We start from the raw sequence: 19352 nt of genomic DNA, 5'->3' as shown, positions 1-19352 counted from the left end.
GAGCGGCGCGAAAGCTGCGGGGAGGAAATCGAAACATGCATCAGTCCCACGCCCTGGTGGCGATCGTCACCCTGCTGTCCCTGCTGGTCTATGTCTGGATGATCTTCCGTATCGGCGGCGCCCGACGGCGCGCCGGAATCGACGCGCCCGCGATGACCGGCGATCCGGAGCTGGAGCGCCATCTGCGCGTCCAGGCCAATACGGTCGAGTGGCTGGTGATCTACCTGCCGGCGCTGTGGCTGTTCGCTATCTACTGGAACGATCTGGTCGCCGCCGCCCTGGGCGTCGTCTGGATGATCGGGCGGATCGTCTACGCCCTGGGCTACGCGGCCGACCCGAAGAAGCGGGAGGTCGGCTTCATCATCCAGGCCCTGGCGACAGCTGTGCTGGTGTTCGGCGCCCTGGGACGGGCGATCTGGGTCTACGTGACGATCGGCGGTTAAAGCGCGCTTGGAACCCCATGGCGCGGCGGCCTATATCCGCGCCATGGACCACCTGCCCGTCGATCCCGCCCGCTACGGCGCCTTTCTCGTCGCCATGTTCGTCATGGCCATCACGCCGGGGCCCGCCAATCTGTTCGCCATCGCCACGGGCATGGAGCGCGGCAAGGGCGCGGCCCTGATGGGCGTGGTCGGCATGAACGCCGCCACACTGGTGTGGTTCACAGGCTCGGCGCTCGGCCTGGGCGCCCTGATCATCGCCTTCCCCCAGGCCTTTCATGTCCTGGCCCTGGCCGGCGCGGCCTATCTGGTCTGGCTGGGCCTGAAGTCGCTGTGGGCCGGGATCAAGAACCTGGAAAGCCACGCCTCGGCCACGGTGCAGGCTAGCCGCTCGGCCTTCGTCGACGGCTTCATGGTCCAGATCGCCAATCCGAAGGTCCTGCTGTTCTTCTCGGGCGTGCTGCCGCCGTTCCTGGACATCAAGAGACCCCTGGCCCCGCAACTGGTTATGTTCGCCTGCGCGACAATCGGCATGGACCTGATCAGTATGTCCAGCTACGGCCTGGGCGGCGCGGCCCTGTCCAGCCGCATGAACGAGCCGAACTTCCGGCGCGGCTTCGCCCTGCTGGTCGGCGTACTTTTGATCACCGCTGCAGCCTTGATCGTCTCGCGCGGCTAACGCCGGCTTCCTAGATTTCAAAATGGTTGCAAACTGCGCCTTGGCGAAACCACAAAGCCCGGCCAGAGTTGTATCCAATACCTAGGACTCCGCTTGAAGGAGCAAGTCATGTCTATGAAGAAGGCCGCCATCGCCGTGGCGTTGGTGCTGGCCGCCGGCCTCGCGGCCTGCGCCACCCCCACGCCCTATCAGCCAAAGATCACCAAGGGCGCCGTCACTGGCGGCTTCTCCGAGCAGAAGCTGGAAAGCGACCGCTATCGCGTCAGCTTTGCCGGCAACAGCCTGACCTCGCGCGAGACCGTCGAGCGCTACCTGCTCTACCGCTCGGCCGAGCTGACCGTGCAGCAGGGCTACGACTGGTTCGAGACCGCCGACCACCGCACCGAGCGCTCGGCGCGCACCTATGTCGAGCCCGATCCGCTGGCGCGTCCTGCGTTTGGCTGGGGTCCGTATGGCTACTGGCGTCCCGCGTGGCGCTACTACGGCCCGGCCTATGGCTGGCGTAGCTGGGACCCCTTCTGGGGCGACCCCTTCTTCGCCGACCGCGCCGAGATCCGCACCGTCGAAAAGTTCGAGGCGGCCGCCGAGATCGTGATGCACAAGGGCGACAAGCCGCAGGGCGATCCGCGCGCCTACAACGCCCGCGAGATCATGGCCAACCTCACCAGCACGATCGTGCGGCCGGAAGCGCCGAAGTAGAGAACCAAGATGCTCCCCCACAATGCGGGGGAGCTGTCACGGAGTGACTGAGGGGGCTAGCTGTGCGAACGCCGCGCTTGCCCCCTCCGGCCCTCTGGGCCACCTCCCCCGCATCGCGGGGGAGGATCTACGAGGCCTACCGCGGCGCCATGCGGATGCCGCCGTCCAGGCGAACATCCTCGCCGTTGAAGTAGCCGCAGGTGATCATCGTCAGGGCCAGCTGGGCGTACTCTTCCGGGTTGCCCAGGCGCTTGGGGAAAGGCACGCTGGCGGCCAGGCCCGCCTTCACCGCTTCGGGCGCGCCGTTCATCAGCGGGGTGTTGAAGATGCCCGGCAGGATGGTGTTGACGCGAATGCCCTCGCCCATCAGGTCGCGGGCGATCGGCAGGGTCATGCCGACCACGCCGCCCTTCGAGGCCGAATAGGCCGCCTGGCCCATCTGGCCGTCCTCGGCCGCGACGCTGGCGGTGTTGACGATCGCGCCGCGCTCGCCGTCCTCCAGCGGCTCCAGGTCCAGCATGCCCTTGGCCGACTTGGCGATGCAGCGGAACGTGCCGACCAGATTGATCTGGATGATGCGGTCGAAGGCGTCGAGCGGGAAGTGCTTGGTCTCGCCGGTGGACTTGTCGCGGCTGGCGGTCTTGGCCGCGTTGCCGGTGCCGGCGCAGTTGACCAGGATCCGTTCCTGGCCATGGGCGGCGCGGGCCTTTTCGAAGCCGGCGTCGACGTCAGCGTCGCTGGTCACGTTGACCTTGCAGAACACGCCGCCGATCTCCTTGGCCACCTGCTGGCCGCGCTCCTCGTTCATGTCGAACAGGGCGACCTTGACGCCCTGGGCGGCCAGGGCGCGGGCGGTGGCCTCGCCAAGGCCCGAAGCGCCCCCGGTGACGACGGCGGCGACGGTGTTGTCGAGTTTCATGGACGTTTCCCCTTGGCTTCGCGTTTGATGGGTTCGCGTTTAAGATTGGACTAGGAACAGAGGTTTAGACCGATGAGCGGCGACGCCAAACCGTCCCCCGACGTAAACGTCAACGACGTGCTGGACCCAGCCAAGGCGCTGGTCCCCGCCACGGTGCGCGTCCACGAGGAGCGGGTCGAGCGCGGCTTCCTGCCCAAGATCCGCAAGGTCGCCGCCAAGGTCCCCTTCGCCGCCGACGCCCTGTCGGTCTGGTGGTGCGCCCGCGATCCCGAGACCCCCCGGCGGCCAAGGGCATGATGCTGGCGGCCCTGGCCTATTTCGTTCTGCCGACCGACGCCCTGCCCGACATCCTGCCGGTCATCGGCTTCACCGACGACGCCGCCGTGTTCGCGGCCTTGATGGCGATCCTGGGCCGCACGCTGAAGCCTCGACACAAGGATGCGGCCAAGGCCTTTCTGCGAAGGCTAGCCGACGAGGGCTGAGGCCTACCAGTAGGAGGCCATGATCTCGCGCGCCCAGTCCGGCTCGCGGACCTCGGCGCGCGGGGCAAAGCCGCTCATCACCGGTTTGATATCGAGCACCGGCGTGCCGTCGATGGCGTCGAGGCCCCTCACCTCCAGGGTTCGCCCCTTCACCGCCACGACCTCGCAGACGGTGACACCGATGCGATTAGGCCGGTTCCTACCGCGCTGGGCGAAGATGCCGACGCGGGGCCAGGCCTTGTTTCCACGCGGATGCCGCGCGCCGGTGACGATCTGATCGTCGGTGACCTTGTCGAAGACATAGACGATCTCGACATGGCTGAAGGTGTCGAGCCCCATCAGGGCCTCGTCGTCGAAGCGCTGGGCGTCCAGCACAATACGCGCTCGGCTGCCGCCCCAGTCGTCGTCCTCGGGGACAGCGCGCCCGCCTTCGACCTGTCCAATCGGGATCATTTCGATCGCCATCCACTTTCCTCCGTGTGCGACAGGTTGCCGAAGACGTGTGACCGCCTAAGTTGATTGGATGATCGAAACGCTCCTAGCCAAGATGATCAAGACCGGCGACCTCACGGCGCATCTGCCCGGGGGCCGCGTCGTTAAGGCGGGGGACGGCTCGGGGCCGCCCGTGGTGATCCGGATCAACAGGCGAGGCCTACGCCGCCTGGCCAATCCCAGCCTAGGCCTCGGCGAAGGCTACATGGAGGGCGACATCGTCTTCGAGCGGGGGACGATCTCGGATCTCCTGTCCATCGTCGGCGAGAGCGGCGGGCGAAAGCCCAAGCGCGGTTCGACGCTGAGCCGCTTCCGAAAGGCGTTGAAGCGGCGGATCCAGCAGGTCAACGACCGCGTCGCCTCGCGCCGCAACGTCGCCCACCACTACGACCTGTCCAACGATCTCTACCGGCGCTTCCTCGACGCCGACATGCAATACAGCTGCGCCTATTTCGAGCGGCCCGACATGACGCTGGAGGAGGCGCAAGCCGCCAAGAAGGCGCTGATCGGCCGCAAGCTGCTCATTCAGCCCGGCATGAAGACGCTCGATATCGGCTCGGGCTGGGGCGGTCTGTCGATGACGCTGGCCAAGGACTTCGGCGCGCGGATGACCGGCGTGACCCTGTCGACCGAGCAATTGGCCCTGGCCAAGGAACGCGCCGAAAAGGCGGGCCTGGCCGATCGCATCGACCTTCGCCTGACCGACTATCGCGACCTCGCCGAGCCCTTCGACCGCATCGTCTCGGTCGGCATGCTGGAGCACGTCGGCGCGCCGAACTTCCAGACCTATTTCGACACGATCGCCCGCCTGCTGGACGCGGACGGCGTGGCCATGGTCCATTCGATCGGCAAGATGCACGGACCGGGTGCGACCAACGCCTTCACCCAGAAGTACATCTTCCCCGGCGGCTATATCCCCGGCCTGTCGGAGATCGTCACCGCGATAGAGCGCGCCGGCCTCTGGATCACCGACATCGAAATCCTGCGGCTGCACTACGCCGAAACCTGCCGCATCTGGCGCGAGCGGTTCCTGGCCGATCCCGACATCCCGCAGATGTTCGACGAACGGTTCCGGCGGATGTGGGAGTTCTATCTGGCCGGCGCGGAGCTGGGCTTCCGCCACGGCGGCCACATGGTCTTCCAGATCCAGCTGGCCAAGAAGCGCGACACGGTTCCGCTGACCCGGGACTATCTGCTGGCGAAGGCTGGATAGCCCCTATTCCACCGTCACCGACTTGGCCAGGTTCCGAGGCTGGTCGACGTCCGCGCCCTTCACCACCGCGACGTGGTAGGCCAGGAGCTGGATCGGCGCCGACATGACCAGGGTCGAGACCAGCGGGTCGGAGGCCGGGGCCGTGACCACCACCTTGGCGCCCGCCGGCGCGTGCTTCACGCCCTCGGTGTCGGTGATGAAGATCACCTGGCCGCCGCGCGCCATCACCTCGCTCATGTTCGAGGCCGACTTCTCGAAATAGCTGTCGTAGGGGGCCAGGATCACGATCGGGGTCTGGTCGTCCACGAGAGCGATCGGACCGTGCTTCAGTTCGCCGGCGGCGTAGCCCTCGGCGTGGATGTAGCTGATCTCCTTCAGCTTCAGCGCGCCTTCCAGGGCCAGGGCCGACATGGGGCCGCGACCGAGGTAAAGCACGTCGCGGGCCTTGGAGACATCGACGGCGATCTCCTTGATGGCGTCCTCCAGGCCGATGGCCTCGGCGATCAGGCGCGGGGCTTCCAGCAGCACCTTCACCAGGCGCTGCTCCTCGGCCGCGTCGATCGTCCCGCGCGCCTTGGCCGCGGCGATGGCCAGAGCGATCATGACGCTGACCTGGGCGGTGAAGGCCTTGGTCGAGGCCACGCCGATCTCGGGCCCGCAGTGGATCGGCCAAACGACGTCGACCTCGCGGGCCATAGTCGATTCCTGAGCGTTGACGACCACCGCGCTCTTCATGCCCTTGGCCTTGCAGTAGCGCAGAGCCGCCAGGGTGTCGGCGGTCTCGCCCGACTGCGACATGGCCACGACCAGGGCGTCCTTACGGATCGCCGGCTGGCGGTAGCGGAACTCCGAGGCGATCTCGACGTCGACCGGCAGGTCGGCCAGCTGCTCGATCAGGTACTTGCCGATGACGCCGGCGATGTAGGAGGTGCCGCAGGCCACGATCTGGATGCGCTCCAGCTTGGCGAAGTCGATATCACCGGGGATCGCCGCGCGCGAGGTCAGGGTGTCGACATAGGCCGCGATCGTGCGCTGGCAGCCCTCCGGCTGATCATGGATCTCCTTTTCCATGAAGTGTCGGTAGTTGCCCTTCTCCAGCATCACGGCCGAGGTCGGCACCACCCGCACGGGCCGGGTCACCGGCGCGCCCGCAGCGTCGAAGATGCGATGGGTGTCGTGGTCGAGCGCCACGTAGTCGCCCTCATCCAGATAGATCACCCGGTTGGTGAAGGGGCCGACGGCCAGGGCGTCCGAGCCTAGGAACATCTCGCCCTGCCCTTCCCCGACAACCAGGGGGCTGCCACGACGGGCGCCCAGGATCAGGTTCTCCTCGCCCTCGATCAACACGGCCAGGGCGTAGGCGCCGGTCAGGCGATCCAGCGTCGCCTTGAAGGCCTCCAGGGGAGCAAGACCCGTCGCCAGTTCGGCGTCGATCAGCTGGGCGATCACCTCGGTGTCGGTGTCGCTCTCGAACACGCGACCGGCGGCGGACAGCTCGGCCTTCAGTTCGGCGAAGTTCTCGATGATGCCATTGTGGACCAGGGTGACACGGCCGGCGGTGTGCGGGTGGGCGTTGCGGACGTTCGGCGCGCCGTGGGTGGCCCAGCGGGTGTGACCGATGCCCGTGGCGGCGTTCAGTGGCTCCTCGGCGAGAACGGCTTCCAGAGCCTTGATCTTGCCCTGCGCCCGTCGGCGTTCGACGCGACCGTCCACAACGCCTGCGATCCCGGCCGAATCATAGCCGCGATACTCTAGCCGCTTGAGGCTTTCGATCAGACGATCGGCGACGGGTTGCTTGCCGACAATGCCGATAATGCCGCACATGGGCCATGATCCCTTGTAGAAACACGCTCGCGGAACGGGCGCGGACGCGAGCTTTACGAAGCCGGCCTTTAGCACCCGTCCGGGAACGGCTCCGATAAATCTGCATTTCGGATCGTTTCGCGAGCCGAATTTCAGCGAGCCAATCGCTTCTGAATGGCTCAGAATTGGGGCAATGAGCGACCCTACGACTGTTACGCTCTGAAAGAGACGACGAAATCACATGAGCAAGCGCGCCTATTTCGGCACCGACGGCATTCGCGGACAGGCCAACAAGCACCCGATGACGGCCGAGGTGGCCCTGCGCGTAGGTCTGGCGGCCGGCAAGCTGTTCCGCTCGCAGGACGAGCGCCGCCACCTGGTGGTGATCGGCAAGGACACGCGCCTGTCGGGCTACATGATCGAGCCGGCCCTGGTCGCGGGCCTGACCAGCGTGGGCCTGGACGTGCGCCTGTTCGGACCTCTGCCGACCCCGGCCGTGGCGATGATGACCCGCTCGATGCGCGCGGATCTCGGCATCATGATCTCGGCCAGCCACAACAACTTCGCCGACAACGGCATCAAGCTGTTCGGCCCGGACGGCTACAAGCTGTCCGACGAGCAGGAGCTGAAGATCGAGGCCCTGATGGACGAGGGCCTGCAGGAGGGCCTCGCCGCGCCGCGCGAGCTGGGCCGGGTCAAGCGGATCGACGACGCCCAGGCGCGCTATGTCGAGATCGTCAAGGCGACCTTCCCGCGCCACCGCAACCTCTCGGGCCTGCGCATCGTCATCGATTGCGCCAATGGCGCGGCCTACAAGGTCGCCCCCACAGCCCTCTACGAGCTGGGCGCCGAGGTGATGTCGCTGGGCGTGTCGCCCGACGGCACCAACATCAACGAAGAGTGCGGCTCGACCCATCCCGAGGCCATGGCCAAGATGGTGCGCGAATACCGGGCCGACATCGGCATCGCCCTGGACGGCGACGCCGATCGCCTGGTGATCTGCGACGAGAAGGGCGTGGTCGTCGACGGCGACCAGATCATGGCGATCATCGCGGGATCCCTGGCCAAGGCCGGGACGCTGAAGGGCGGCGGCGTCGTCGCCACGGTCATGTCGAACCTCGGCCTCGAGCGCTGCCTGAACGGCCAGGGCCTCTCCCTGGAGCGCACCGCCGTCGGCGACCGCTATGTCATGCAGCGCATGCGCGAGGGCGGTTTCAACGTGGGTGGCGAGCAGTCGGGCCACCTGATCCTGTCGGACTTCTCGACCACGGGCGATGGTTTGATCGCCGCCCTGCAGGTGCTGGCGGTGATGATCGAGACCGGCCAGCCGATGAGCGCGCTGAGCCGCCAGTTCGAGCCGGTGCCGCAGTTGCTGGAGAACGTCCGCTTCGCCGGCGGCAAGCCGCTGGAGGCCAAGACCGTCAAGGAAGCCATCGCCGACGGCGAGGCCCAGCTGAACGGCTCGGGCCGCATCGTCGTCCGCGCATCGGGCACCGAGCCTCTGATCCGCATCATGGCCGAGGGCGACGACCCCGCTCTGGTCAAGAAGGTGGTCAAGTCGATCGCCGGCGCGGTGAAGGCCGCCTGAACAGGCGCTCAAGGCATCCGCACACGCGGCTTGTCGGCATTTTAATCTCGCGAGGCTCCCCAACGGCATGACGCTGGGGACGCTTGCCCGTTCGCGCGCGCTCGAAAACGCGATAGCGACTTGTCCGACATATAAAATTTCCATCCTGCGCATGAGTCGCCGCGTGGCCGGCGGACGCTCTCGCCGGCACAGCGCTGGAAAGGAGCGCAGTGCTCTTCCTTAGATTTATGCCATTAATCCCATTGACGCCTCCCGCGAGTACCGTGCAGTTTTAGTCTGACAAAACTGAAGCGTGAAATCTCATTCACGCTCGATCCCAGGGAGGGGACACATGAAGCGCCTAGCGCTCCTGCTGTCGGCTGCGCCGATAGCAATCGCCGCCATGCCGGCGGCAGCTCAGATCGCGGAAAAACCCGCCGAGACCAGGCCGGCGACCAGCGCCAAGGTCGAGGACTCGGCCGTGACGGAAGTCGTGATCACCGGGCTGCGCAAGAGCCTGAGTTCGGCGCAGCAGATCAAGCGCAGCTCGGACGCCATACTTGACGCGGTCGTCGCCGAAGACATCGGCAAACTGCCGGACAACACCGCCGCCGAGACCCTGGCGCGCATCACCGGCATCCAGGTCGAACGGTTCAGCGACGAGGCCAACAGGGTCCTGATCCGCGGCCTGCCCGACGTGGCCACCACCTATAACGGCCGCGAAATCTTCACGGCCGAGAACCGCCGCGTGCAGTTGCAGGACTTCCCCGCCCAGGCCCTGGCCGGCATCGAGGTCTACAAGTCCGGCACCGCCGACATCGTCGAGCCAGGCCTGGCGGGCCTGATCAATGTCCGCACCCGTCGCCCGTTCGACTTCAAGGGCGGATTCATCGGCGGCGGCATCCGCCTGACCTACAACGACCAGAGCAAGAAGCGCGACCCGAACGGCAATATCCTGGTGTCGAAGCGCTGGGACACGCCGATCGGCGAGGTCGGGATCCTGGCCAACGCCACCTATGCCGAGTCGAAGTACCGGAACGGGGTGCGCTACAACAACCAGTCGATCGTCAAGGTCAGCCCGCTATCCACCGTCTCGCCGGCCAGCGTCGGGACCAACTTCTACTACCCCGCCTCCGTCGGCCTCTATAACGACGGCGGCAAGCGCTATCGCCCCTCGGGCAACGTCGCCATCCAGTGGAAGCCGACCGACAAGCTCGAGATCTATTTCGACGGCATCTACCAGGGCTATCGCGGCCGCCAGGCCACCGACAACCTGGACGTCAATCTCCGCGACTGGGATTCGACCGTCCAGAAGGACCCGACCCTGACCAACGTCGTCCTGGTCCCAGGGTCGACCGACCAGGCCGCCAGCTTCACCAAGACCGGCGGCATGGCCCCGCAGGCCTATCGCTCGACCGGCGCCGACCAGACCAACACCTACCAGGGCGCTGTTGGCGCGGTCTGGCGCGGCGACCGGCTGACGGTGTCCACGGACCTCGCCTACGAAGACAGCCGCTACACCGCCCGCAACTGGAGCCTGGACAGCGCCTTCGCGTCGCCGCCGACAGTCGTCGTCAAGTTCAACGAGAAGGACGGCGCGGCGTTCGACATCCAGGGCTTCAACGCCTCGGACCCGGCCAACTATCTCTGGCGCGGCTATTACGAGCGCCGCTACATCGCCAAGGGCAGCGGCGTGCAATGGCGCGGCGACCTGACCTATGACACCGGCTCGTCGCTGATCCCGGAGATCAAGTTCGGCCTGCGCTATACCGATCGCGACGCCTCGCTGATCCAGGGCTCGCGCTACGCCTGGGTGCTACCGCTGAAAATCCCTCTGGCCAGCCTGCCGGTCGGCGAACTCCAACTGATCGAGGATCCGTTCCGGGGGAGCACCCAGGGCTTCACCCGCTACCTGATGCCAACCCGCGAGGGGGTCGCCGGCAACTTCGCGGCCCTGCGGCAGCGCTCCGTGGACGCGTTAAAGCAGCTAGTCGCCCTCAATCCGAACGACCAGGGCTACAAGGACACCCTGGCGGCGTTCAGCACCGAGGACGTGCAACTGGACAAGGCCGGCGCCTTCAGCGCGAAGGAGCAGAGCTACGCCGAATACGTTCAGGCCAAGTACGCCTTCGACGTCGGGTCGGTCGCGGTTGACGGCGTCGCGGGGGTGCGGGTCGTCCAGACTACGGGCGAGTTCTCCGGCACCTCGCGCGTCAGCGCCAACGGCGTCACCACCCTGATCCCACGCACGATCCGGCAGAACTATACCGACGTTCTTCCGAACGTGAGCATGCGAATCCGGCCGGTCGACAAGTTCCAACTGCGCATGGCCTATACCCAGACCCGCACGCGGGTGAACTTCGGCGACCTCAATCCGGCGCTGAACATCAGCCAGGTGGTCCGCGACCCGTCGCAACCGGTCGATCCCAACTCGCCGACCGCCAACATCAATGCTTATGGTTCGGGTGGGAACCCCGACCTGCTGCCGCTGACCTCGGACAACTACGACGTCAGCGCCGAGTACTATTTCTCAAGCACCGGCAATATCTCGGTCGCCGGCTTCCATCGCGACCTGTTCGGCTTCACGAGCCGGTACACGCGACAGGTCCAGGATCCAGTCTACGGCCTGATCCAGATCAGCCGCCCCGAGAACTCCGGCGCGGGCAAGATCAAGGGCTTCGAGGTCAACGCCCAAAGCTTCCTGGACTTCCTGCCGGGCGCCTGGAAGGGCTTCGGGGTCCAGGCCAACGTCACCTACATCAACGGCCGCAAGATGCAGCCGGCGGTGCTGGGCGGCGACGGCGAGTACGTGCGGATCGAGGGCCTGTCCAAGTGGACCTACAACGCCGCCGTGTTCTACGAGCGCAACGGGCTCACGGGCCGACTGTCGTACAACTATCGCTCGCCGTGGGTGGACTACTACCGCCAGGCCACGGACGGCTCGCGTTACACCGGCGTCGGCATCCGGGGCACCTCCCGCCTGGACGCGTCGCTCAGCTACGACGTGACCAAGAACATCACGGTCGGTGTGGATGTCACCAACCTGCTGGCCAAGCCGTTCGAGAACTATAACAACTACTCGCCGACCCGAGCCTATCCGGTCGATGTGCGCTACGAAGGCCGCTACTACGGCGTGGGCCTGCGGTTCCGCTTCGGCGAGTAACGCGCGAGCGGCCAGCGGCGAAGGTCGCTGGCCGCTTTCGTTCGGGCGAAAAGCACGCCCCCAAAGACGCTCTTGAGAATCACTTGCAATTATAGGCGATCGAGCGCAGAAGGCTCGCGCCTGTCTCACGGGCGTCCGTTGAGACTAATTATTATGTGCAAGTGGGGCGTAGATGTTGCATAAGGGATTGTTCGGTGGCCGCGCGGCCTTGATGCTTGGCGCATCGCTGATGCTGATGGCCAGCGTGGCCGAGGCCCGGCAAACCACCGAGAACGAGGCGTCGAAAACGGCCGCCGCCAAGCTTTCGCTGGGCAAGGTGGTCGTATCGGCCGGGACGGAGAAGGTGGCGATCGACACGCCCCAGGCCGTCACCACCCTGGACCAGGACGACATCGACGACGCCCAGGCCTCCACGATCGGCGAGCTGCTGGAGAGCGCGCCCGGCGTCAGCGTGCAGGGCGGGGTCAGCGCCCTGGGCCAAGGCTTCAACATCCGGGGCCTGGGCACCGGCCTGGCCGACTCCGACAGCCGCATCCTGATGCAGGTCGACGGCGTGGCCAAGTTCTACGAGCAGTACCGGATGGGCTCGTTCTTCAGCGAGCCCGAGCTCTACAAGCGTGTCGAGATCCTGCGCGGCCCGGCCTCGTCGACGCTGTACGGGGCCGGCGCCCTGGCGGGCGTCGTCAACTTCACCACCAAGGACGCCTCTGACTTCCTGCGCGGCGATGATCGGTTCGCCGTGCGGCTGAAGGCCGGCTACGAGTCGAACGGCGACGGCCGCACGGCTTCGGTCATCCTGGCCGGCAAGCCGACCGACTCGCTGGAGCTGCTGGCCGCCTATAACGACCGCGACGTCGGCCACTACAAGGACGGCGACGGCGAGACGGTGACCCCCTCCAACGCCATCTCAACCTCGTACCTGCTGAAGGCTCGTCAGACCCTGGGCGGAAACAAGCATCACGCCCTGTGGGGCAGCTATGAGCGCTGGGTCAGCGACAGCACCCAGATGTACGATCAGGCCGAGGGCTTCGGCACCACGCCGGTCCGCCGCAAGGTCGACGACAAGACCGCAGTGCTGGGCTACGAGAACGACTTCAACGGCTCCAAGCTGCTGGACCTGCGCGCCCAGGGCTCCTACGCCATGTCGAAGGCCGAGCAGCGCGAGACGACCTTCCTGTCGGGCGTGACCTATTCGGAATTTTCCTACGAGACCCTGCAAGGCCGCGTGGAAAACCGCTCGGAACTGACCCTGGGCAAGGACTGGAAGTCCTATCTGTTCGTCGGCGCCCAGGCCTATCAGCAGGAACGCCGCAATCCCCGCACCACGACCTCGGGCACGGTGAACCACGGCGCCACGACCCACCCCGAAGGCGACATGAGCAAGTACGGCCTGTACGCCCAGGCCGAACTGATCTGGGCCGACCGGCTGACCATTACCCCGGGCGTGCGGATCGACTGGACGCGTCTGGAGCCTGGTCAGGGCGTGACCACCACGGCCAAGGTCAAGGACAACGGCGTCTCGCCAAAGATCGCGGTGATGTACGCCCTCAGCGACCAGGTCTCGCTGTTCGGTTCGATCGCTCACACGGTGCGCATGCCCGTCCTCGACGAGATCTACAGCCGCACCAGCGCGACGGCGACCAACTACTCCCTGAACCTCAAGCCCGAGGAATCCGACAACTACGAGCTGGGCGCGACACTTTCGCTGGAGAACCTGCTGCGCAAGAACGACGTGTTCCGGGCCAAGGTCACGGCCTTCCGCAACGACGTGGGCAATCTGATCACCCGGGCGTCGACCACCTCGGCCTATTATATGAATGTCGGCGAAAGCCGCTTCACCGGCGTCGAGTTGGAAGCCGAGTACGCGGCGCGGTTCTTCTTCGCCCGGCTGAATCTCTCCACCACCGAGGGCAAGAACCAGCTGACCGACGCCTATCTCAATACCGTGCCGGCCGACGAGGCCAATATGACGGTCGGCTATCGCTGGCCGCTGCAAGGCGTGACCTTCGCCTGGAAGGTCGAGGCCGCCGCCGATCAGGACGAAGTCAGCACCGCGTCCGAGCGCACCCCCGGCTATGTCGTCCACGGCGCCACCCTGTCCTGGAAGCCCCCGGCGGGCGCCCTGGCTGGCGTCGATCTGCGCCTGGCCGTCGACAACATCGGCGACCGGCGCTTCCGTCGCCACCTGTCTTCCTTCAACGCCGAGGGGCGCAGCGTGAAGGTGTCCGTCGCCAAGGCCTTCTAGCCGATGCGGATACCGGCTCGCTGCGCGGCCTGGACCGTCGTGCTGGTCTCCCACGGCCTTGGTCTGTGGAGCCTGACGCGAACGCCCAGGCCCAACACCGATCCTCCGCCGGACATGAGCGTCTCGCTGGTGAGCTTGTCGGAGCTCGCCAGCGAGACGACGGCGCCGGCCCAGAGGTCGCCGGCGGCTTCGCCGTCATCGGCGGCGTCAACCCAATCCCCGGGCCCGACGCCGCCGAGCGACATGGCCGCCTCCGCGACGCCGCCGACCGTGACCCGGTCGGCGGCTTTCGCTGATCATGCGCCGGTCCCGCCTCAGGTCGCCGCCGCGCCATCCCGTCACGCCGAGATCGCCTCGCCGCCGCCCGGCGGCGGGACAGGGGTCGGCCGTGCGACGGCCGCCCCAGGGACGCCGACAAGCGCGGGCGCGCCGCCCGCTTCGACGCGCGCCCAGGGCGACTACGCCGCGCGCGTGCGGGCATGGCTGGAGGCCCACAAGACCTATCCGCGCAAGGCCCGACAGCGCCGTGAGGAGGGCATGGCGGAAATCTTTCTGGTGCTGGACCGCCATGGCCGGGTGCTTCGCGGCGAGCTTGTCCGGGGCTCCGGCTACGCCCTTCTGGACGCCGAGGTGCTGGCCATGCTCGACCGCGCCGCCCCGTTCCCGCCCGCCCCTCGTGAGATTGCCGGAGAACGGCTGGAGCTGTCGGCGGTGGTGGACTTCCACCTGGACCGCTGAGGTCGATCCAGGCTGAAGAAGCCGTGTCTCACCCGAGGAGGAGCGGCAGGGTCGCGATCGTCTGGACGTTCTCTATCGACCGGGCGCGTCACGCTCTAAGTATTTGATTTAGAGCCTCGTTATCGCGTCAAAACGATTCCGTTTTGACGCGCGAGGCTCTAGACGGGCGGCTTCTGATTGCTTCCGCGCGTTCAGAATGACGATCTCCGGCGGCGTCTTCGAGAACAGCGAAGGCTCGGGACTGGGCCAGCGGCGAGGAGTCTTCATTCGCATTGCCGTGGGTCCTCACAGCGCCTCGGCGGCTTCGACCACCGCGCGCAGATAGGCGACGTGGTCGCGGAAGGCCTTGCGGCCCAGGGGCGTCAGCGCCGCGCGGGTGCGGGGTCGCTTGCCCACGAAGTCCTTCTCGATCGCCACATAGCCGGCCTTCTCCAGCGTCGTCAGGTGACTGCCCAGATTGCCGTCGGTGGCCTGGGTGATCGCCTTGAGCCGCGGAAAGTCCAGCGGCGCGCCCTTCTCGGCGGCCAGGGCGGCCATGATCTTCAGGCGCAGCGGCTGGTGGATCAGATCGTCGGCTTGAGACATCTCAGGCGCTCCGCAGCCAGACGCCGCTCAGGAACAGCCCGCCGCCGCCAACCACGGCCAGCCATTCGGCCAGATGCGCGGGCCAGGCGTAGTAGCCGGCCAAGGTGGCGACGAACAGGGTCACGCCGATCCAGGCGTAGCGTGGGGCCAGATAGATCCCAAGGACCGTATAGATGAAGCCCACGAACAGGCCCGGCAGGGCCAGATAGGGCAGCAGGTCGTGCTTGGGAAACACCGCCACGATGGCCAGGACGAAGGCCACGCCGGCGGCCATGCCAAGGCTGGTGCGCATCGCCTGACCCGCCGCGCCGCCCGCCGCCGCCGGGGCCTTGGCGGCCAGGAGCAGAGTTGCGGCGAAGCCTACGCCGTCGAGGGCCAACCACATCCAGCCCCATAGCGCCGGAGACAGCCGCGCCATGCCCAGATAGCCCAGGAACCAGATCACGCCCCAGACCATCAGGATGGGACCGGCGTAACGATAGCCCTTCAACGTCTGGCCTCGGCGGGTCACCGCCTCGATCTCGGCCAGGGCGCCCCGGGCCTCGTGTTCGGAAACGCTCATCATTACCGCCTCCATTCAGATAACTCTGTGATGCAGAGTAAGCGCGCACAAAGAAACTCTGTCAAGCAGAGTCCTCTGAAGAGTTCTTTCTCCGGAGCGCTCCTGGTGTCAGACCCCGAGCTTCGGCGCCTTCAGGCGGCGCTTGTTGACGTGGTGGCTGGGGGCCTCGGCCTGGATCTCCTCGGGGTACTCGCCCTTGAAATAGAAGCGCTGCCAGGCCTCCTTGGTCGCCTCGGGGTCACGTTTGAAGATCAGGCTGTTGAACTCGGTGCGCTTCTCGGCCCAGACGTCGTACTGGCGGCGCAGCTCGGGATTGGAGTTCATCGAGCGGATCACCGGCTGGAACGACTCGATGGCCTTGTCCTGCAGCAGCATCAGGAAGCAGAAGGTCTCGCCCTTCTCGAACCGCACGGTGCCGGGGCGGGTGAAGATCCAGTTCATCGTGAAGGGGAAGGGCAGCCAGTCAGTCTCGATCACCCCGGCCAGCGGCTGGATGCCGTCCTTGACGTGGTTGGGCGGCCCCATGGCCATCATCGACCAGCCCGGCGGGGTGCGGAACAGATAGCCGGTGTGGAAGGTGACCACGCCGCGCGTGAAGTGCGACTTCACAAAATCGGTGAAGCCCGGATAGGGGTGGTCGGGCTGGAACTTGATGCACTCCTGGTGCGCCCCGCCGTCCCAGGTCATCGAGAAGCCGACCGGGCAGAGAATGTCCCAGCCGGTGGTGTTGGCCATGGTCAGCGGCAGACAGCGATAGGGATGGCGCTCGGCGAACCGGTCCATCCAAGCGCGCTGCGGCCGGCCCGGCACGATCTCGGGCGGCCGGTTCTCGGTGGGATAGCACTCCAGTTCCATGCCGGTCCTTTGCTTGGCTTCCTGCCCCTTGTTGGATCAGGTCTAGCGGGCAAGACCGGGGGGCGTCCAGCGGGTCAGGCGTAGACGGAGCGAATGGCCAGGATCATGCCCCAGCCGCCGATCAGACAGCTCGCCAGGAAAGTGGCTTCTAGGAGCCAGGGCCACCGCGCGGGACGCCCGATCATCATCTCTCGCAAATGGAAGAGGATCGCGGCTCCGCTGAGAACTTGGACGGCGCGAGTCAGGGCCTCCGGCAGCACGAGCGCCAGAGAATAGACAAACGCCACGCCGCCCATGAACCAGAGGGTTCTTTTTGTAGGCATCCCAGGCGATGACGGCGATTGCATAAACCCAAGATTGAACGATCGCGAAAAGCTGTCAACGCGCCGGTTTGCGCCGGATGTCGCCTGGCCTTAGGAAACGGCCATGACCGCCAAGACCCGCGCCGACCTGTTCGCCTTCTTCGACGCCCACGGGGTCGACCACAAGACCCTCGACCACCCGCCGGTGTTCCGCGTCGAGGAGGGGCTGGAGATCAAGGCCGCCCTGCCTGGGGGACACACCAAGAACCTGTTCCTCAAGGACGCCAAGGGCCAGCTGTGGCTGATCTCGGCCCTGGGCGAGACACGCATCGACCTGAAAAAGCTGCACCACGTGATCGGCTCTGGGCGGCTGTCGTTCGGGCCCGAGCCGATGATGCTGGAGACGCTTGGCGTGACGCCGGGCTCGGTCACCGCCTTCGGCCTGATCAACGACGTCGACAAGCGCGTCCGCTTCGTGCTGGACAAGGCCCTGGCCGACAGCGACCCGGTCAACTTCCACCCGCTAAAGAACGACGCCACCACCGCCGTCAGCCAGGCGGGCTTCCGCAAGTTCCTGGCCGCGTTGGAGATCGACCCGATGATCGTCGACTTCGAGGCGATGGCGGTCGTCTGATCCGCTTCGTCAAGCGTACGCATCATTGCGCGAGCGCCCGCCAGGGACCATCTTGGCGACTGACGCGTTTCCTGCCCCAAGTCTTCCTATCCCAAGTCTTCCTATCCCCGAGAATACGAGAGACCCGATGTCCCTGATCGGCGAAAAGCCCGCCGCCCCCGCCTCGGGCAAGAGCGACCACATCAAGGATGGCTCGGACGCCACCTTCATGGCCGACGTCATCGAGGCGTCCAAGACCCAGCCCGTCATCGTCGACTTCTGGGCCACCTGGTGCGGCCCGTGCCGCCAGCTGACTCCGACGATCGAAAAGGTCGTCAATGCGGCCAAGGGCGCCGTCAAGCTGGTCAAGATCGACGTCGACGCCAATCCGGCCTTCGCCGGCCAACTGCGCGTGCAGTCGATCCCGACCGTCTACGCCTTCGTCGACGGCCGCCCGGTGGACGCCTTCCAGGGCGCCCTGCCCGAGAGCCAGGTCAAGGCCTTCGTCGAGAAGCTGGCCAAGGCCGGGGGCGGCGAGAGCCCGCTCGACGAACTGATCGCCCTGGGCAAGGAATCCCTTGAGATCGGCGACGTCGGCGGCGCGGCCCAGGCCTTCGCCCAGGCCCTGCAGGTCGACCCGACCAACATCAAGGCCATCGGCGGCATGGCGCGCGCCTATGTGATCGGCGGCGACCTGGAAGGCGCGGCCGAGGTCGCAGCCATGGCCCCCGCCGACGCCAAGGACCCCGACCTCGACGCCGCCCGCGCGGCGCTCGCTCTTGCCGAAGAGGCTCCGTCCGAGACCGCCGCCTTCGAGCAGCGCCTGGCCGCCGATCCCGACGACCACGAGGCCCGCTTCGAGCTGGCCAAGGCCTTCGCAGGCGCCGGCCGCCTGCAAGACGCGGCCGACCACCTCTTGACCATCATCGCCCGCGACCGCGCCTGGAACGACGAAGCCGCTCGCAAGCAGCTCCTGACCGTGTTCGAGGCCGCCGGCCCGACCTCGGAAGTGGCCAAGCAAGGGCGCCGGAAGCTATCCTCGATCCTGTTCAGCTAAGGTCTCAGTCACACGGAGAGTCCATGCCGACGGCCTACCGAAAGCTTGGCGACCTGCCCCTGGTGATCCCGGTGTTTCCCTTGGACGGCGTGCTGCTGCTGCCCGGCGGACAGCTGCCGCTGAACATCTTCGAGCCGCGCTATCTGAACATGCTGGACGACGCCATGTCCGGCGAGCGGATCATCGGCATGATCCAGACTCGCGTCGGCGGCGATCATCAGCGCCCGGCCCTGGCCCCGGTCGGCTGCGCCGGCCGCGTGACCAGCTTCGCCGAGACCAGCGACGGCCGATACCTGATCACCCTGACCGGGCTCTGCCGGTTCCGGGCCGGAGATGAGCTGCCGGTGCGCACGCCCTACCGGCAGATGCGCGTCGACTTCAGTCCCTATGAGCCCGACCTGCGTGAAGACGGCTCCGGCGAGCGCACCGCCGCCGACATCGACCGGCTGCTGTCAGCCCTACGCCGCTATCTGGACCACCGGGGCCTGGCCATCGACTGGGGCGACGCCGAGAGCGCGCCCTCCGACGCTCTGATCAACAGCCTGGCCATGGCCCTGCCGTTCGACCCGATGGAAAAGCAGGCCCTGCTGGAGGCCGAGACCATCTTCGAGCGCAAGGCGACCCTGACGGCGCTGCTCGAGATCGACGCGGCCGCAAGCGACGATGACGAACCGACTTCGATTCAGTAGACAGGCGCCATGACCCAAGCCGCCCCTCCCCCCGTCGATGTCGATCCGCGCCTCTTGGAAGTGTTGGTGTGCCCGGTGACCCGCGGTCCGCTGGACTACGACCGCGCCGCCGGCGAACTGATCAGCCGCTCGGCGAAGCTCGCCTATCCGATCCGCGACGGCGTGCCGATCATGCTGCCCGAAGAGGCGCGGGAACTGGAGGCTTAGCGCTCCAACCCATGCCCCAGCGGCCATTCGATCTGCGAGAAG

At 66.6% G+C, this 19352-nt stretch carries 20 protein-coding genes and 1 pseudogene; 13 read left to right on the top strand and 8 right to left on the bottom strand.

The annotated features are described in order from the left end of the window. Positions 1 to 35: 35 nt before the first annotated feature. From CSW59_RS13610 to CSW59_RS13600, 3 genes are all read left to right on the top strand, one after another. Complete coding sequence (locus tag CSW59_RS13610; protein ID WP_099444520.1) at positions 36 to 443, top strand: MAPEG family protein; 408 nt, start codon at positions 36 to 38, stop codon at positions 441 to 443. Positions 444 to 450: 7 nt separating this feature from the next. Beyond that, complete coding sequence (locus CSW59_RS13605) at positions 451 to 1119, top strand: LysE family translocator (RefSeq protein ID WP_099444519.1); 669 nt, start codon at positions 451 to 453, stop codon at positions 1117 to 1119. A 108-nt stretch (positions 1120 to 1227) separates the two neighbouring features. Then, entirely contained in the window at positions 1228 to 1818 is a 591-nt protein-coding gene (locus CSW59_RS13600) for a hypothetical protein (protein ID WP_099444518.1), read from the top strand. Positions 1819 to 1954: 136 nt separating this feature from the next. Here the strand turns inward: CSW59_RS13600 and CSW59_RS13590 are convergent, their stop codons facing one another. Continuing rightward, the gene (locus CSW59_RS13590; protein WP_099444517.1) at positions 1955 to 2737 is read right to left on the bottom strand and encodes an SDR family NAD(P)-dependent oxidoreductase; all 783 of its coding nucleotides are present in this window, start codon (positions 2735 to 2737) and stop codon (positions 1955 to 1957) included. A 72-nt stretch (positions 2738 to 2809) separates the two neighbouring features. Between CSW59_RS13590 and CSW59_RS13585 the strand changes: the two are divergent. Further along, a pseudogene (locus CSW59_RS13585) lies at positions 2810 to 3219 on the top strand (YkvA family protein). Positions 3220 to 3222: 3 nt separating this feature from the next. Here CSW59_RS13585 and CSW59_RS13580 read toward each other — a convergent pair. Beyond that, positions 3223 to 3684: an SAM-dependent methyltransferase gene (locus tag CSW59_RS13580; protein WP_099444516.1), complete on the bottom strand. Its 462-nt coding sequence runs from the start codon at positions 3682 to 3684 to the stop codon at positions 3223 to 3225. 58 nt (positions 3685 to 3742) lie between these two features. Here CSW59_RS13580 and CSW59_RS13575 point away from each other — a divergent pair, with 58 nt between their 5' ends. Then, on the top strand, positions 3743 to 4924 hold the full coding sequence (locus tag CSW59_RS13575; protein ID WP_099444515.1) for a cyclopropane-fatty-acyl-phospholipid synthase family protein: 1182 nt from the start codon (positions 3743 to 3745) through the stop codon (positions 4922 to 4924). A gap of 3 nt (positions 4925 to 4927) precedes the next feature. Here the strand turns inward: CSW59_RS13575 and glmS are convergent, their stop codons facing one another. Next, on the bottom strand, positions 4928 to 6748 hold the full coding sequence (gene glmS / locus CSW59_RS13570) for a glutamine--fructose-6-phosphate transaminase (isomerizing) (protein ID WP_099444514.1): 1821 nt from the start codon (positions 6746 to 6748) through the stop codon (positions 4928 to 4930). A gap of 220 nt (positions 6749 to 6968) precedes the next feature. Here glmS and glmM point away from each other — a divergent pair, with 220 nt between their 5' ends. The 3 genes from glmM to CSW59_RS13555 all read left to right on the top strand — a co-directional run bounded on the left by glmM (position 6969) and on the right by CSW59_RS13555 (position 13702). Further along, positions 6969 to 8315 (top strand): phosphoglucosamine mutase, encoded by a 1347-nt coding sequence (gene glmM / locus CSW59_RS13565; protein ID WP_099444513.1) that lies wholly within the window; start codon positions 6969 to 6971, stop codon positions 8313 to 8315. A 331-nt stretch (positions 8316 to 8646) separates the two neighbouring features. Then, positions 8647 to 11457: a TonB-dependent receptor gene (locus CSW59_RS13560; protein ID WP_236632220.1), complete on the top strand. Its 2811-nt coding sequence runs from the start codon at positions 8647 to 8649 to the stop codon at positions 11455 to 11457. 211 nt (positions 11458 to 11668) lie between these two features. Then, positions 11669 to 13702, top strand: coding sequence for a TonB-dependent receptor domain-containing protein (locus CSW59_RS13555; RefSeq protein WP_236632219.1), 2034 nt, complete (start codon positions 11669 to 11671; stop codon positions 13700 to 13702). Here CSW59_RS13555 and CSW59_RS20800 read toward each other — a convergent pair. Next, positions 13699 to 13947 carry a hypothetical protein gene (locus tag CSW59_RS20800; protein ID WP_161495054.1) on the bottom strand — a complete coding sequence of 83 codons (249 nt, stop codon included), beginning with the start codon at positions 13945 to 13947 and terminating at the stop codon, positions 13699 to 13701. The two genes, CSW59_RS13555 and CSW59_RS20800, sit on opposite strands and share 4 nt — an antisense overlap. On the opposite strand from CSW59_RS20800, the gene CSW59_RS13550 reads away from it, so the two are divergent. Continuing rightward, entirely contained in the window at positions 13946 to 14440 is a 495-nt protein-coding gene (locus tag CSW59_RS13550; RefSeq protein ID WP_161495053.1) for an energy transducer TonB, read from the top strand. The two genes, CSW59_RS20800 and CSW59_RS13550, sit on opposite strands and share 2 nt — an antisense overlap. Positions 14441 to 14725: 285 nt before the next feature. On the opposite strand, the gene CSW59_RS13545 is transcribed toward CSW59_RS13550, so the two are convergent. The 4 genes from CSW59_RS13545 to CSW59_RS13530 all read right to left on the bottom strand — a co-directional run bounded on the left by CSW59_RS13545 (position 14726) and on the right by CSW59_RS13530 (position 16738). Continuing rightward, positions 14726 to 15025 carry a transcriptional regulator gene (locus CSW59_RS13545; protein WP_099444510.1) on the bottom strand — a complete coding sequence of 100 codons (300 nt, stop codon included), beginning with the start codon at positions 15023 to 15025 and terminating at the stop codon, positions 14726 to 14728. 1 nt (position 15026) lies between these two features. Continuing rightward, positions 15027 to 15587: a hypothetical protein gene (locus CSW59_RS13540; RefSeq protein ID WP_143755000.1), complete on the bottom strand. Its 561-nt coding sequence runs from the start codon at positions 15585 to 15587 to the stop codon at positions 15027 to 15029. Positions 15588 to 15695: 108 nt separating this feature from the next. Continuing rightward, entirely contained in the window at positions 15696 to 16442 is a 747-nt protein-coding gene (locus tag CSW59_RS13535; protein WP_099444508.1) for a DUF6065 family protein, read from the bottom strand. A 74-nt stretch (positions 16443 to 16516) separates the two neighbouring features. Further along, on the bottom strand, positions 16517 to 16738 hold the full coding sequence (locus CSW59_RS13530) for a hypothetical protein (RefSeq protein ID WP_099444507.1): 222 nt from the start codon (positions 16736 to 16738) through the stop codon (positions 16517 to 16519). A gap of 130 nt (positions 16739 to 16868) precedes the next feature. Between CSW59_RS13530 and CSW59_RS13525 the strand changes: the two genes are divergently transcribed. The 4 genes from CSW59_RS13525 (at position 16869) to CSW59_RS13510 (ending at position 19310) form a co-directional block, all read left to right on the top strand. Beyond that, positions 16869 to 17378: a prolyl-tRNA synthetase associated domain-containing protein gene (locus CSW59_RS13525; protein ID WP_099444506.1), complete on the top strand. Its 510-nt coding sequence runs from the start codon at positions 16869 to 16871 to the stop codon at positions 17376 to 17378. Between the two features lie 127 nt (positions 17379 to 17505). Next, entirely contained in the window at positions 17506 to 18414 is a 909-nt protein-coding gene (trxA, locus tag CSW59_RS13520) for a thioredoxin (protein ID WP_099444505.1), read from the top strand. Positions 18415 to 18437: 23 nt separating this feature from the next. Further along, the gene (locus tag CSW59_RS13515; protein WP_099444504.1) at positions 18438 to 19103 is read left to right on the top strand and encodes an LON peptidase substrate-binding domain-containing protein; all 666 of its coding nucleotides are present in this window, start codon (positions 18438 to 18440) and stop codon (positions 19101 to 19103) included. Positions 19104 to 19112: 9 nt separating this feature from the next. Further along, entirely contained in the window at positions 19113 to 19310 is a 198-nt protein-coding gene (locus CSW59_RS13510; protein ID WP_099444503.1) for a Trm112 family protein, read from the top strand. The last annotated feature ends 42 nt before the right edge of the window (positions 19311 to 19352 follow it).

Source organism: Caulobacter sp. BP25 (genome assembly GCF_002737755.1).
In the GTDB taxonomy this organism is placed as follows: Bacteria; Pseudomonadota; Alphaproteobacteria; order Caulobacterales; family Caulobacteraceae; genus Caulobacter.
This window is presented reverse-complemented; position numbering and strand designations above follow the sequence as displayed.

Bases quoted from the DNA above. Each gene is read 5' to 3' on its own strand.
- CSW59_RS13535 (WP_099444508.1), bottom strand. From the start codon at position 16,442: ATGGAACTGGAGTGCTATCCCACCGAGAACCGGCCGCCCGAGATCGTG.
- CSW59_RS13545 (WP_099444510.1), bottom strand. From the start codon at position 15,025: ATGTCTCAAGCCGACGATCTGATCCACCAGCCGCTGCGCCTGAAGATC.
- CSW59_RS13590 (WP_099444517.1), bottom strand. From the start codon at position 2,737: ATGAAACTCGACAACACCGTCGCCGCCGTCGTCACCGGGGGCGCTTCG.
- CSW59_RS13580 (WP_099444516.1), bottom strand. From the start codon at position 3,684: ATGGCGATCGAAATGATCCCGATTGGACAGGTCGAAGGCGGGCGCGCT.
- CSW59_RS20800 (WP_161495054.1), bottom strand. From the start codon at position 13,947: ATGTCGCTCGGCGGCGTCGGGCCCGGGGATTGGGTTGACGCCGCCGAT.
- glmS (WP_099444514.1), bottom strand. From the start codon at position 6,748: ATGTGCGGCATTATCGGCATTGTCGGCAAGCAACCCGTCGCCGATCGT.
- CSW59_RS13510 (WP_099444503.1), top strand. From the start codon at position 19,113: ATGACCCAAGCCGCCCCTCCCCCCGTCGATGTCGATCCGCGCCTCTTG.
- glmM (WP_099444513.1), top strand. From the start codon at position 6,969: ATGAGCAAGCGCGCCTATTTCGGCACCGACGGCATTCGCGGACAGGCC.
- CSW59_RS13550 (WP_161495053.1), top strand. From the start codon at position 13,946: ATGGCCGCCTCCGCGACGCCGCCGACCGTGACCCGGTCGGCGGCTTTC.
- CSW59_RS13515 (WP_099444504.1), top strand. From the start codon at position 18,438: ATGCCGACGGCCTACCGAAAGCTTGGCGACCTGCCCCTGGTGATCCCG.
- CSW59_RS13600 (WP_099444518.1), top strand. From the start codon at position 1,228: ATGTCTATGAAGAAGGCCGCCATCGCCGTGGCGTTGGTGCTGGCCGCC.
- CSW59_RS13560 (WP_236632220.1), top strand. From the start codon at position 8,647: ATGAAGCGCCTAGCGCTCCTGCTGTCGGCTGCGCCGATAGCAATCGCC.
- CSW59_RS13525 (WP_099444506.1), top strand. From the start codon at position 16,869: ATGACCGCCAAGACCCGCGCCGACCTGTTCGCCTTCTTCGACGCCCAC.
- trxA (WP_099444505.1), top strand. From the start codon at position 17,506: ATGTCCCTGATCGGCGAAAAGCCCGCCGCCCCCGCCTCGGGCAAGAGC.
- CSW59_RS13575 (WP_099444515.1), top strand. From the start codon at position 3,743: ATGATCGAAACGCTCCTAGCCAAGATGATCAAGACCGGCGACCTCACG.
- CSW59_RS13540 (WP_143755000.1), bottom strand. From the start codon at position 15,587: ATGAGCGTTTCCGAACACGAGGCCCGGGGCGCCCTGGCCGAGATCGAG.
- CSW59_RS13610 (WP_099444520.1), top strand. From the start codon at position 36: ATGCATCAGTCCCACGCCCTGGTGGCGATCGTCACCCTGCTGTCCCTG.
- CSW59_RS13555 (WP_236632219.1), top strand. From the start codon at position 11,669: ATGCTTGGCGCATCGCTGATGCTGATGGCCAGCGTGGCCGAGGCCCGG.
- CSW59_RS13530 (WP_099444507.1), bottom strand. From the start codon at position 16,738: ATGGGCGGCGTGGCGTTTGTCTATTCTCTGGCGCTCGTGCTGCCGGAG.